General features: G+C 48.5%; 10 protein-coding genes and 1 pseudogene. 10 read left to right on the forward strand and 1 reads right to left on the reverse strand.

The features are described from left to right. Positions 1-28: 28 nt before the first annotated feature. The 3 genes from ACL2XF_RS03545 (at position 29) to ACL2XF_RS03555 (ending at position 2,823) form a co-directional block, all read left to right on the forward strand. Positions 29-919 (forward strand): sugar phosphate nucleotidyltransferase, encoded by an 891-nt coding sequence (locus ACL2XF_RS03545; RefSeq protein WP_413728014.1) that lies wholly within the window; start codon positions 29-31, stop codon positions 917-919. A 43-nt stretch (positions 920-962) separates the two neighbouring features. Beyond that, positions 963-1,979: a UDP-glucose 4-epimerase GalE gene (gene galE, locus ACL2XF_RS03550; protein WP_413728015.1), complete on the forward strand. Its 1,017-nt coding sequence runs from the start codon at positions 963-965 to the stop codon at positions 1,977-1,979. 655 nt (positions 1,980-2,634) lie between these two features. Next, a complete protein-coding gene (locus ACL2XF_RS03555; RefSeq protein WP_413728761.1) occupies positions 2,635-2,823 on the forward strand; it encodes a SymE family type I addiction module toxin in 189 nt (62 codons plus the stop codon). Positions 2,824-2,879: 56 nt separating this feature from the next. Here ACL2XF_RS03555 and ACL2XF_RS03560 read toward each other — a convergent pair whose 3' ends face one another. After that, a complete protein-coding gene (locus ACL2XF_RS03560) occupies positions 2,880-3,797 on the reverse strand; it encodes a DUF4339 domain-containing protein (RefSeq protein ID WP_413728762.1) in 918 nt (305 codons plus the stop codon). A 215-nt stretch (positions 3,798-4,012) separates the two neighbouring features. Here ACL2XF_RS03560 and rfbB point away from each other — a divergent pair, with 215 nt between their 5' ends. From rfbB to ACL2XF_RS03595, 7 genes and pseudogenes are all read left to right on the forward strand, one after another. After that, positions 4,013-5,077: a dTDP-glucose 4,6-dehydratase gene (rfbB, locus tag ACL2XF_RS03565; protein WP_413728016.1), complete on the forward strand. Its 1,065-nt coding sequence runs from the start codon at positions 4,013-4,015 to the stop codon at positions 5,075-5,077. Positions 5,078-5,095: 18 nt separating this feature from the next. Next, entirely contained in the window at positions 5,096-5,971 is an 876-nt protein-coding gene (rfbA, locus tag ACL2XF_RS03570) for a glucose-1-phosphate thymidylyltransferase RfbA (RefSeq protein WP_413728017.1), read from the forward strand. A gap of 254 nt (positions 5,972-6,225) precedes the next feature. Next, positions 6,226-7,647, forward strand: a complete 1,422-nt coding sequence (locus ACL2XF_RS03575) for a mannose-1-phosphate guanylyltransferase/mannose-6-phosphate isomerase (protein WP_413728018.1) — start codon at positions 6,226-6,228, stop codon at positions 7,645-7,647. A gap of 579 nt (positions 7,648-8,226) precedes the next feature. Then, a pseudogene (cpsG, locus tag ACL2XF_RS03580) lies at positions 8,227-9,613 on the forward strand (phosphomannomutase CpsG). Then, positions 9,607-10,404 carry an ABC transporter permease gene (locus tag ACL2XF_RS03585; RefSeq protein ID WP_413723240.1) on the forward strand — a complete coding sequence of 266 codons (798 nt, stop codon included), beginning with the start codon at positions 9,607-9,609 and terminating at the stop codon, positions 10,402-10,404. The pseudogene cpsG and the gene ACL2XF_RS03585 overlap by 7 nt, the downstream one beginning before the upstream one ends. Next, complete coding sequence (locus ACL2XF_RS03590) at positions 10,404-11,708, forward strand: ABC transporter ATP-binding protein (RefSeq protein ID WP_413728019.1); 1,305 nt, start codon at positions 10,404-10,406, stop codon at positions 11,706-11,708. The genes ACL2XF_RS03585 and ACL2XF_RS03590 overlap by 1 nt, the downstream gene beginning before the upstream one ends. 14 nt (positions 11,709-11,722) lie before the next feature. After that, entirely contained in the window at positions 11,723-14,002 is a 2,280-nt protein-coding gene (locus ACL2XF_RS03595; protein ID WP_413728020.1) for a methyltransferase domain-containing protein, read from the forward strand. The last annotated feature ends 2 nt before the right edge of the window (positions 14,003-14,004 follow it).

The raw sequence follows: 14,004 nt of genomic DNA on the forward strand, positions 1-14,004 counted from the left end.
CTCTTCTCATATTATGGGTAATTATTGAATGAAAACATTGAAAGCCGTTATCCCCGTCGCCGGTCTGGGTATGCATATGCTACCGGCAACCAAGGCCATTCCTAAAGAGATGCTGCCTATCGTCGACAAACCGATGATCCAGTATCTGGTGGAAGAGTGCGCGGCGGCAGGTATTAAAGAAATAGTATTAGTCACGCACGCCTCCAAGAACGCCATTGAAAACCATTTCGATACCTCTTATGAATTGGAAGCATTACTCGAAGCGCGGGTAAAAAACACCTTGTTAGCCGAAGTACAGGCGATCTGCCCCAAAGGCCTGACCATCATGAATGTGCGTCAGGGTGAACCGCTGGGGTTGGGCCATGCTATCCTGTCGGCCAAGCCAATGTTGGGCGATTCACCGTTTGTGGTTGTGTTGCCGGATATCCTGCTGGACGATTCTACCTATAACAACCGTACCGAAAACCTGGCTTCTATGGTTAAACGTTTCTATGAAAATGGTCATAGCCAGGTGTTGGTGCAGTCCATGCCGCGCGAGCATCTGCCCGAGTATTCTGTTATCAGTTGTAATGAGGATGTCTCTGAACCTGGTGATCATGCGCTTATTCAGTCGTTTATTGAAAAACCCCAAGACCTGAGCACAATTGATTCAGATTTGGCGGCGGTTGGGCGCTACGTACTATCTGCGGATATCTGGCCATTGCTGGAAAAAACCGAGCCGGGCGCCTGGGGCCGCATCCAATTGACTGATGCTATCGCCTCCCTGGTGAATCATCAGCCGGTAGATGCGCTTTACCTGACCGGTAAAAGCTTTAACTGTGGCCGTAAGCTGGGCTATATGCAGGCGTTTGTTACCTATGGCCTGCGTAACGAGAAATGGGGCAAAGATTTCCGCGAGAAGATCAAAAGCCTGCTGTAGAATTTAGTGCTTAGCTGCACTTAAAGTTATCCAAGGAGATTGTATGGCGATTCTTGTCACGGGAGGAGCCGGCTACATCGGCTCTCACACGGTATTGTCGTTACTCGAGCGCGGGGACGACGTGGTGGTGCTGGATAATCTCTGCAACGCCTCCGAGATATCTCTTGATCGCGTATCTGAACTGGCGGATAAAGATATTATTTTCTACCAGGGAGACGTGCGCGATCCCGATTGCCTGCAGCGTATATTCGATGATCACGACATTAGCGCGGTGATCCATTTTGCAGGTCTCAAGGCGGTAGGGGAATCATCCCGCATGCCGCTGGAGTATTATCAGAATAATGTCTCCGGTACGCTAGTATTGTTGGAAGAGATGCGGCGTGCCGGCGTGCATAATTTTCTCTTCAGCTCTTCCGCCACCGTTTACGGCGAAAATGCGCCGGTGCCTTATATCGAAACTACTCCGATCGGAGGCACTACCAGCCCATATGGTACATCAAAAGTGATGGTTGAACAGGTGCTGGCAGATTTTGCCAAGGCTGAACCGCAGTTTTCCATCATTGCTTTGCGCTATTTTAACCCGGTGGGCGCCCACGAGTCCGGGCGAATTGGTGAGGATCCAAACGGCATTCCCAATAATTTATTGCCTTTTATCGCCCAGGTTGCTGTAGGGCGCCAGGAAAAACTCAAGATTTTTGGCAATGACTATCCCACCGAAGACGGCACTTGTGTACGTGACTATATCCATGTTATGGATTTGGCCGACGGGCACCTAAAGGCATTGGATCATCTGGCAGAGATTAAAGGTTATAAAGCTTATAATCTTGGCGGAGGGGTGGGTTCATCAGTGCTGCAGATGGTACATGCCTTTGAGAAAGCTTCCGGAAAGACCATACCTTATGATATCGTGCCGCGTCGGGAGGGTGATCTGGCCGCGTTTTGGGCTGATGCCTCGTTGGCTAAAAAAGAGCTCGGCTGGTCGGTTGCCCGGGATCTTGATTGCATGATGCGAGATACCTGGAACTGGCAGGAAAAAAATCCTACCGGTTATAATGCTTAAGCATTTGCCAATTGTTAAAAGCCCATCATTAATCGATGGGTTTTTTAGGTTATGATATAAAGCATTCTCTCGCATAGAAGTTAAAAAATTAGGCTTACAAATTATAATCCGAATAATATGTTATTTAAAAAAATTAATGGTATTTGTTGCCAGAAAAAATTGCATTTTGGCGGCATATCACGGCGGATCACCAACTTGAACGGCCGTTGCGGTCGGATCCAGATTATTGCTGGAGTAAAGATTTTGTTGCTGGTGATAGGTTTTACGGCTACCGTTTCAGAGTACTAAGTGTTGTCGGTAATATTAGGTGGCTATGCTTAATGAATGATGTTGGCCCGTTGCTTAATGGGCTATTATTGGTAGTGAAAATTTATTCATCAGCATGCAATGCATTATTTTTTATATAAATGTTTGCATAATTACTTTTACCTAATACCATGAAGGTATAAATTAACAATTCTTATCTTCAACCGTCATATGTCGACTGGAATGGCTCCCTTTCACTGGTAATATACACAGCCCGTGCTTTTCAGTAGCTAATCAGGTTTTCAACGGAAGATTAAATATGGCGACTAAAAATGAAATACCCAACTCGGTAAATCTCACAATAAACGGCCGCATCGCATCCTAGTTTCGCATCAAAATAAATGGTGATATTCATCAATATAGTGGATATGTACCAAGCGGCGGCAAACGTCCGTCCTCGCCAGCGATCAATCTGGGTGGACAATGGCTTGCAGAATGTGGATTCCTCACTGGTGGTCAAATAAAAGTGTTGGCGAAGCATGGGCGCTTGGTATTAAAGGCATTTAACTATGCAATGATGGATATTTTGTATGCTTGATAGTGATATAGGTGAACTCATTAGTAGGCTAAAATAAGCAATCGCACGCTGCCTTATCAGTTGCCTTTAAACGTCTGGTCCAACTGCGCCATCAATGTCTCAAGCCGGCTGACGCTGCTGGTCGTCTGCTGATTGATCGCCGCAATCAGAATGCCATACCCATCGGGAGCATTGGTGACGTGGACCACGTAGCTTTTATCATGATCGTCAGTGCTGGTGGCGATGCCGGTCCAGTTTGGCAGGCCGCCCGTATGGCCGTAAGTGCCCTGATTGATAAAGCGTAAAGCTGATTCGTTAGTCTTAAGATAATTAACCAGGGTATTCAAAGTTTGATTTTTGGCTTCGGCAACACTGAAATTGACCACCGCATTCTCGCTGATAAACGAGCTGGCGACGCTGCCTTTTCCGGAGGACAGGGGCCTGACCGTCCATCCCGCTAAATCGGCTTTTTTTAAAGTGACGGGGTTTTGCCATTGGGTTTCTTCCGTGGCCGCATCCGCAAACCCGGGTGTTTTGACGGACGACGGTCCGTTGAGGGATGAGGTAAAGGTTTTGGCGCCAAGCATTATTTGGGTCATGCGCGGCAGCGGGAAAAAGTAGTATGCCGCGAGTGCTAAACCGCAGGCAGGCAGCGCCCAACTTAGCCAATGTCTGCGCTGACGTGTGCTGGGCGTAAGGGAAACATTGGACCGACCTGCTTGAGACCATGTTTTGACGGCGGGCGCCGTATTGTTTACCCGGGGCAGGGGCGGCGGAGTCGCCTTAAGCAAATGTTTTAACTCAGGCGTGTCGTCCAACCGAGTCCAATGATTAAATCCCTCGCGCCAGACAATACTTTGCGCGCCGAGCACCTGGCGTTTTAACAGCCGTTTTAGCGTCGGTAAGGTTACCGGACCGTGCTGGATATCGTTTGCAATGTACCACCACCTGGTCATAACGATGTCCATGTAAAAAACGGTAGGGTATTTTATCACCAATCCAGACTGTTAAAAGTAAGAATCATATGGGGAATGATGTATTAAGGCTTACTTTTCAACATTTCAGAATTTCTGTATAGGTGAAGACGCAATGCATGATCGCTTTTCCGCATGCAGTTCCCTGGGAAACGCCATGGCGCAACGTTAACCCGACTTCGGTGAGTATGATAATATTACGCATCCCGTTGCCGGGCTTTATGGAATGTTGCAACATGAAAATTTTAATTACCGGCGGAGCCGGTTTTATCGGTTCCGCCGTTGTACGGCAGATTATTCGTCATACTCATGATCAGGTCGTCGTCGTGGACTGCCTGACCTATGCCGGCAATCTTGATTCCCTGGCGCCTGTCAGCAATGACTCGCGCTATGCATTTGAACGGGTAAACATCTGCGATCGCGCAGGCCTGGACCGGGTTTTTGCGCAATATCAGCCGGATGTGGTGATGCATTTGGCGGCGGAAAGCCATGTGGATCGCTCCATCGACGGGCCGGCGGCATTTATGCAAACCAATATTATCGGCACCTATATCCTGCTGGAGTCCGCCCGTCAGTATTGGTTGGGGTTGAGTGCCGCCCGCCAATCCGCTTTTCGCTTCCATCATATCTCTACCGATGAAGTCTACGGTGATTTGCCCGGCGGCGATGAGCCGTTTACCGAGACCACGCCTTATGCCCCCAGCAGTCCCTATTCCGCCTCCAAGGCCTCCAGCGATCATCTGGTACGGGCGTGGCATCGCACCTACGGCCTGCCGGTTTTGATCACTAACTGTTCCAACAACTACGGTCCTTATCACTTCCCGGAAAAATTGATCCCGCTGACCATTCTTAACGCTATTGCCGGCAAGCCTCTGCCGGTCTATGGCGATGGCGCGCAAATCCGCGACTGGTTATATGTGGAGGATCATGCCCGGGCACTGTATCTTGTGGTTACTCAAGGCGTGGTGGGCGAGACGTATAATATCGGTGGGCATAATGAGCGCAGGAATATTGATGTGGTGCGTACCATCTGCTGTTTACTGGATGAGTTAATGCCCGATAAACCGGCGGGGATAGGTCATTATGAAGAGCTGATTGCTTTTGTTGCCGATCGTCCCGGCCATGATCTGCGCTACGCCATAGATGGCGCCAAAATCAGGCGCGAATTGGGCTGGCGCCCGCATGAGACATTTGAGAGCGGCATCCGCAAAACCGTTGCCTGGTATTTGCATAACCAAACCTGGTGGCAGCGTGTGCTTGACGGGTCGTATAGCGGTGAGCGGCTGGGGTTAAGCAGATAGATAAGGAAAGGTGAGCTGATGAAAGGAATAGTGCTGGCCGGCGGTACGGGGACCCGGCTGTATCCCATTACCCGCGGCGTATCGAAGCAATTATTGCCGTTATATGATAAGCCGATGATTTATCATCCCATTTCGGTATTAATGCTGGCGGGCATCCGTGATATTTTGATTATCACCACCCCGGAGGACATGCATTCTTTTCAGCGGTTGCTGGGGGACGGTAGCCGGTTTGGTCTTAATTTTTCCTATGCCGAGCAGCCAAGCCCCGACGGGCTGGCCCAGGCCTTTATCATCGGCGAAAAGTTTATCGCCGGCGGGCGGTGCGCCATGGTGCTGGGTGATAATGTGTTTTTCGGCCAGAACTTTGTCGCCAAGCTGGAGCATGCCAAGGCGCATGAAATCGGGGCCACGGTATTTGGTTATCATGTGGCCGATCCGGAGCGTTTTGGCGTGCTCGAGTTCGATGACCAGTACCGTGTGCTGTCGCTGGAAGAGAAACCCCTTAAGCCGAAGTCTAATTGGGCTATTACCGGGCTGTATTTTTATGATGAGCAGGTGGTGGAACTGGCTAAGCAGGTCACCCCCTCGATACGGGGCGAATTGGAGATAACCGCGCTGAATGAGTTCTACCTGCAAAAGGGACAGTTGAATATTGAATTGCTCGGCCGTGGTTATGCCTGGCTGGATACCGGTACGCATGAAAGCCTGATCGAAGCCTCGGCGTTTATCCACACCATTGAGAAACGCCAGGGGTTTAAAGTTGCCTGCCTGGAGGAGATTGCTTTTAATAAAGGCTGGCTGGATAAGCAACAGGTACTGGAGGAGGCGCGGTTAATGAGTAAAACCGAGTATGGGCAGTATTTGATTCAGATAGTCGGCGAACGAGGGGAGTGATGATACCCGTGACTTGTAACACGCCTGGCGTGCAAAACCAAAACCACTGTCAGCCTGAATAATTTACCTTGTTTATTGGTATTGTCATTAAGTAGTGCTAATCATTATGATATTATTTATTATGAAAATATACTAACTTCCAGAGGGTGAATCCCATGGCGGCTGGTATGTCGGCACCAACTTTTGGCTTTCAATAAAGAATGACGTTGCCGCGGTTATGTTACGGTAACTTACTGCATACTCTAGGGAAAAAAATGTTACTTCCAATTATTATGGCTGGCGGCACCGGCAGCCGTTTATGGCCAATGTCCAGAGAGCTGTATCCAAAGCAGTTCCTGACATTGCACGGTAAACAGTCAATGCTGCAAAGCACTGTGTCCCGACTGGCTGGCATCAATGCCCGCGAGCCGTTGGTTATTTGTAATGAAGAACACCGTTTTTTAGTGGCGGAGCAACTGCGCCAGATTAATCAGTTAGCGCGCAATATTATTCTTGAGCCCGTGGGCCGCAACACCGCGCCGGCGATAGCGTTGGCGGCCCTGAGCGCCGTGGCGAACGGCGACGATCCCTTGTTACTGGTTCTGGCGGCCGACCATGTTATCGAGAATGTCCCGGCCTTTCATCAGGCGATAAAGAGTGCCATGCCCTTCGCCATCGCGGGGAAACTCGTCACTTTCGGTATTGTCCCCACCGGCCCTGAGACCGGTTACGGTTATATTCACCGGGGTGAAAAAATCGGTAGCGAAAGCGACAAGGTGTTCAACGTCCATCGTTTTGTTGAAAAACCCGATTTGGCTACCGCCGAGGAATACATTGGCACTGGCGAATATTATTGGAACAGCGGCATGTTTATGTTCCGGGCCCGGCAATATTTAGCTGAATTGGGTAAATTCCGTCCGGATATTCTGGCTGCCTGTCAAAAAGCATTTGCCGCGCCGGAACAGGATTCTGAGCAGGAATTTATCCGTGTTGATAAAGATGCTTTTTTTGCCTGCCCGGATGATTCGGTGGATTATGCGGTGATGGAAAAAACCAGTGAAGCTATCGTCGTGCCGCTGGATGCCGGCTGGAGTGATGTGGGCTCATGGTCGGCGTTGTGGGAAGTTAACGACAAGGACGAAAATAGCAATGTCCTGACCGGGGACATTTTCTTGCATAACGTTAACAACTGTTATATCAATACCGATGAAAAACTGGTCGCGGCCATAGGCGTCGAAAACCTGGTGATTGTCAATACCAAGGATGCAGTGCTGATTGTGGATAAATCGAAAGTGCAGGACGTGAAAAAAGCCGTCGATTATCTTAAAACACATGCTCGCAGTGAATATCGTCGCCACCGGGAGTCATACCATCCGTGGGGACGTAATGACAATGTGGTCAGCCAGCCGCGTTATAAGGTCAATCGTTTGACAGTCAAGCCAGGCGGCGTGTTTTCGCAGCAGATGCATCATCATCGGGCCGAGCATTGGGTGATCTTAGCGGGCACCGCCAAGGTTACCCTTGATGATAAGACTTACCTGATAACTGAAAACCAGTCGACCTTTATTCCCATCGGCGCCACGCACATGCTGGAAAACCCCGGCAAAATTCCCTTGGAATTACTGGAAATCCAGTCCGGCGCCTATTTGGGTGAGGATGATATTATTCGTATTAAAGACCTGTATGGCCGTTGCTGAAGTTTGTTTCGGTAACATTATGAGATTGCCAGGCCGTTAAGGCAAACGTCACTGCGCGATCCATTAGGGTCGCGCAGTGCGTATCTGAGACAAATCAATGTGCGGGCAAGGGCATCAAAAGCTTTTTTGTAAACCCGCAACCGGTTTCCCCGCCAAGATTTCGCTACTACGACAAGAAATAACGCCGCCTTTGCCGGTTAAAACCCATCGGTCCGTGCAGGTTAACCAGCGTTTATGGCTATAATTTAATCATTCGTGCTTATTCTCCGGAGGAAATGCGATATCACTTCCTGTTATCATAGGCCGCTGAATTACGGCCGGGCATTTTCATAAGGATTTCGCAGCCCGGGATACTTCTTCGGAACTATCCGAAGTTAGCTTTGATAAGCGAGGTAAGGTTAGCCCGATTTGACGACTGATGTATAATTTGCCCCCTGAACTGTGTCCGCGTCGCCTGGACCGGCCTATGAGCCGCAGACCGCCGTTGGTTGCCTGGGGGCGAGAGGGTGCTCATCCCACAAGTTTATTTAACTAAATCAAGACCATAATCAATGGCCGATCTGGAAATTTGAGGAAAACATGTCTGCTCTATCTTGTTTTAAAGCTTATGACATCCGCGGGAAACTGGGTGCTGAGCTTAACGACGACATCGCTTATCGTATCGGCCGCGCTTATGGCGAGTTTTTGCACCCCCGCACCATGGTTCTGGGCGGCGATGTACGCCTGACCAGCGAATCACTTAAACATGCGTTGGCCGAAGGGCTGCGGGACGCTGGTACGGCAGTGCTGGATATTGGTGTGAGCGGTACGGAAGAAATCTATTTTGCGACCTTCCACCTTGGCGTAGACGGCGGTATCGAAGTGACAGCCAGTCATAATCCCATGGATTATAATGGCATGAAGCTGGTGCGCGACAAGGCTAAACCGATTAGTGGCGATACCGGTCTGCATGATATCCAGCGGCTGGCCCAGGAGAATAAATTCCCGCCGGTGGATGCGGCAAAAAGGGGCGGCTATAAAAAAATCGATATCCTTAATGATTATATATCGCATCTGATGGGTTATATCGATCCGAAAAATTTTGTTCGTCCTATGAAGCTGGTTGTTAACTCAGGCAATGGCGCAGCAGGGCGCGTTATCGACGGTATCGAAAACCGCTTCCGCCTCGCGGGTGTCCCTGTGGAATTTATTAAAGTTCATCATCAGGCGGATGGCAATTTCCCTAATGGGATCCCCAACCCGCTTTTACCTGAATGCCGTCAGGATACAACCGATGCGGTCAAACTTTCTGGTGCTGATTTTGGCATAGCGTTCGACGGTGATTTCGATCGCTGTTTCATGTTTGACGGCGATGGACGTTTCATAGAGGGCTATTATATTGTCGGCCTTCTGGCTGAGGCTTTCTTGAAAAAACAGCCTGGGGCGAAGATCATTCACGATCCGCGTCTCACCTGGAACACTATTGATATTGTTACCGGAGCCGGTGGCAAGCCGGTCATGTCCAAGACCGGCCACGCGTTCATTAAAGAGCGCATGCGCAAGGAAGACGCTATTTATGGCGGAGAAATGAGCGCCCATCATTATTTCCGCGACTTCTCATATTGCGACAGTGGTATGATCCCCTGGCTACTGGTGGCGGAAGCTGGTGGCGGTAAAAGGCCAGTCGCTGAGCGAATTGGTGAGTGATCGGATGCGGGCCTATCCGGCTTCCGGCGAGATCAATTTGAAATTGAATAATTCTCAGGCGGTTATTGCCGGCATTGAACAAAAATACGCTCCGACCGCGTTGCATATTGATAAAACCGATGGCCTGAGCCTGGAGTTTGCCCAGTGGCGTTTCAATCTAAGAACATCTAATACTGAACCCGTGGTGCGTTTGAATGTGGAAGCCAGAGGTGATGCGGCATTGATGGAAGCGAAGACCACTGAAATCATGACCTTGCTCAATGGTGACAGCCAATGCTGAACGGTCTGATCGGTGGCGTCGCCCGCTATCGAGGGTTCATTATAGACAGTATCAAGCGCGACTTTCAGTCCCGTTATCAGCGCAGTTTTTTGGGCGCGCTATGGCTCATTTTACAGCCGGTAGCGATGATTTCTGTTTATACCCTGATCTTTTCCGAATTGATGAAAGCAAAACTGCCGGATATCAGCGGTCCTTTTGCCTACAGTATTTATTTATGCTCAGGGGTGTTGACTTGGGGTTTATTTACCGAAACTCTGAATGGGCTGGTTAACATATTTCTTACTAATGCTAATATTTTAAAGAAGCTTAGCTTTCCACGTATTTGCTTACCGATAATTGTCTCGGCATCCGCTTTTATTAACTTTTTGATTATTTTCGGTTTATTTATTATTTTCTTGGTTTGTACAGGCAATTTTCCTGGCCTGGTATTTTTTAATGTTATCCCCATATTACTATTGCAGATGGTGTTTGCCGTCGGGCTTGGTGTTATCTTGGGGGTCATGAATGTTTTTGTGCGCGATGTCGGTCAGTTTGTTAACATTATTTTGCAATTCTGGTTTTGGTTTACCCCTATCGTTTATGTTAGTAAAACCCTACCGGATTGGGTTAGAGAGGCATTGGTGTATAACCCTATGGCGGTGATTATCGGGTCTTATCAAAATATACTGCTCTATCATAAAAGCCCTGAATGGTTGACGTTGCTACCGGTAACGATTGTGTCTTTAGTGCTGTTTTTTATCGGTTGGCGTATGTTTAAGAAGCATTCGGCCGATATTGTGGATGAGTTATAATGACCATTATTTCCGTACATAATGTAGGCAAGGCCTACAAATATTACTCTTCCAAATGGTTGCGGCTGATAGAGAAACTTGATCCGGCAGCTAAGGAACGCCACCAAAAAAAATGGGTGCTCAAGGATATTTCTTTTTCTATTGAAGCCGGAGAGGCTGTAGGTATCGTTGGGGTTAACGGCGCCGGCAAAAGCACGCTGCTAAAATTACTAACCGGCACAACGCAACCGACCTGCGGAGAGATTAACATCAATGGCAGAGTTGCGGCCTTGCTTGAATTAGGCATGGGCTTTCATCCAGACTTCACCGGACGCCAAAATGTCTATATGTCAGGTCTTATGATGGGGTATAACCGCAACGATATCAATAATCTGATGCCGGAAATCGAGAAATTCGCCGATATTGGCGAATATATCGATCAGCCGGTACGCATCTACTCAAGCGGCATGCAAATGCGATTGGCCTTTGCCGTAGCCACCGCATCCCGTCCGGATATTTTGATCGTTGATGAAGCGCTCTCTGTCGGCGACTCGCGTTTCCAGGCGAAATGTTATGAACGTATTGCCGGTTACAAAAAGCAAGGTACCACGTTGCTGTTGGTCTCCCATAGCGCGGGGGATATCGTTAAACATTGCGACCGCGCTATTTTTCTCAAAAATGGTTCCATTGAAATGGATGGACCTTCCCGCGATGTCACCAATCGTTATTTCGACGAATTGTTCGGCAAATCTGTTGCCAAAAATGGTGTCCCTGAGACTGCAGCAGATAGCCCCGAGACGCTGTTTAGCCTCAATACGCCCACTGGCGATAACTTAGCCGATCTGTTTTCATCCCGTCACGGTTACCGCGCGGAAGAATACCGCTGGGGGCAGGGTGGTGCCAAAATCATAGATTACGATATTCGCGCGGGGGGTATTAGTTATCCCTCTAGTATTGAAAGCAATACTCAAACCGACTTTTATTTCAAAGTCGCTTTTGAGCAAGATTTTGATAATGTGGTTTTGGGTATTCTGATCAAAAGTCTCGAGGGGTTGTTTTTATATGGTAGCAATTCATATTTGAGTTCCCGCGGGCGCGTAACTACGATTTCAGTCAAAGCCGGCGATGTCAGGGTTTATAAATTCAGCTTTCCGATGAACCTGAATCAAGGTGATTATCTCTTATCCTGCGGCGTATCGTCCGGTCATCCTCAAGGGGAGGTCGTTCCCCTTGACCGTCGTTATGATTCGATAATACTGCATGTTGGACGGAATATTGAATTTTGGGGCGTAATTGACCTTGAATCAACATTCGAAATTTGTTAATTGGATCGAACCAGATGACAACGACAGATAAACGCATACAGCTACTTGTGTCTGAGCTCCCCGAAGTATATCAGGCAATTTATGGTCACCCGGAATGTGCTCAGGAAGCGTCCAGGAATTGTTTTGATCGTTTAAAGGTTATCGATGGGGTGTATGAACACTTATCGGCAAAACTGGGGCGTCCGCTGCGGGTATTGGATTTAGGCTGTGCCCAGGGATTTTTCTGCTTAAGCCTGGCCGCCAAAGGCGCCAGTGTGAAGGGGATTGATTTCCAGCAGCAAAATATCGACTTGTGCCGCGCCCTGGCCGCGGAAAACCCTCAACTCAAGGTGTCGTTCGAGGTAGGGCGTATCGAGGATGTTATTGATGCGCTCTCGCCCGGAGATTATGACCTCGTTACCGGACTGAGCGTCTTTCATCATATCGTACATTTACACGGTGTGGATAAGGTCAAGGCCTGGTTGAAACGGCTGGCGGATTGCTCCGAGGCCCTTATACTGGAGTTGGCGCTGCGCGATGAACCGTTGTACTGGGGTCCCTCTCAGCCTGAAGATGCACGCGAACTCATCTCGGATTGCGCTTTTTATCATCAGTTGACAAGTTTCGATACTCATCTTTCGAGCATCACCCGTCCTTTATATGTTGTAAGTAACAAATATATCATCCTGGATGATATTTTTGCCCTCTTTACTGAGTGGCGCGACTGGCCCTATAAAGCGGCGCAGGGGGCCCATAAAGGAAGCCGGCGTTATTATTTTGGGCATGATTTTGTTTGTAAGGTTTTTAACTTTGATATTAAAGGCAGCAAACTTTCCGCTATGGAAAGCCAACGCAATCGTGATGAGATAGCCAGCGAAAGCGCTTTTTTAAAGCAACCGCCGGCGGGTTTTCCCGCACCGGAATTTCTTGGCGGTGGCATCAGCGAATACGATGGCTGGCTTATGATGGAGCGATTGTCTGGAGAGCTGTTGCTGGATTTATTGAGCCGCCGTGCGCCCCTCAATCATGAGACGCTGCTCAATTCTCTTTTGGTTCAACTTACCGCCCTCGAACAGGCCGGTTTGTATCATGATGATGTGCGTAGTTGGAATATACTGGTTAACGATAACAGTGAAGCGCGTCTGATCGATTTGGGTTCAGTCGCGACTGAAAAGACCGATTGCGTCTGGCCCCATGATCCTTTTCTGGCGTTTTTTATTCTGGTTAATGAAATATTTAACCCGCCGGAAATTAAAATTAATTTTTCCCGGCCCTTTGCGCTAAGCCCTTTTAACCTGCCGGAGCCGTATGATAATTGGCTGTACGCAGTGTGGCAGTTGCCTAAAGCACAATGGTCCTTCGAGACTATGCTGGCATTACTGCAATCACGCGTGTCTTTGCCTGCACCCACAACGGATAATTACGGTTTTAATCAATGGATTGCTGCGGTTGAAAGAGGGATGCAAATGTATCAAATACATTTACACGATATGGAACTATCGTTAGCGGAGCGCATTGATCAACAGGATGTCCGCGTCGAATTGCTGGCACAGGAAATGCGCAAGGGGATCGCCGAGTGTAAAACGGCTTTGGATGAACGGATCCCATTTGTTGATGAAATACTTGCTACGCTTCACAGTAATGGTGAAATGTCGGAGCAGAAAATTTTCGATTTGAGTCAAGAATATGCTTATATCCAACAGAAACTGGCCGAGAAAGAAAGCCTCAACGCAGCGCAAAGCGGCAAAGCCAGCGACAGTCTGCGCGATTTATTGACTGAAACACAAAATATCAACATGCGCTTTGCTGAGATGCTTACTGCTGCAGGGGAACGCAACGACAAACTAAGTGATATCATTGCTGGCGAAGAACAGCAAATCAAACAGTTATCGGCGATCAATCAGGATTTGGCCCATCGCCTTGAAGCGATAACCCAAAGTAACTCCTGGCGTTTCACATTCCCTTATCGCTACGCCGGCAACCAGTATCATTTGTTGCGCCAGTATGGCGCTAAGCAACGTAGCAAGCATGCCATCAGACGAATACTGAAAGCGGCATTTTACCGTATTCAACAGCGGCCGGTCATGAAATCCCGCTTGAGAATAATGCTTAATAAAATAGGAGCATATAATGCAGCGCTCCGTCTTTATCGCCGTATCTACCCCGAAGCTATCGAGCCGGTGATCGTTGAGCAGGCAATTAATAATGAAATCGTTAAAACGCAACTACAATCGCAGTTAATCGATCTAAAAAACGTGCCGCGGCAGGTACAAATTATATTCAATAAATTAAAAAACGATAATAAAGAAGGTTGATT

The sequence above is a fragment of the Sodalis sp. RH19 genome (assembly GCF_047324215.1).
Taxonomy (GTDB): domain Bacteria; phylum Pseudomonadota; class Gammaproteobacteria; order Enterobacterales; family Enterobacteriaceae; genus Acerihabitans.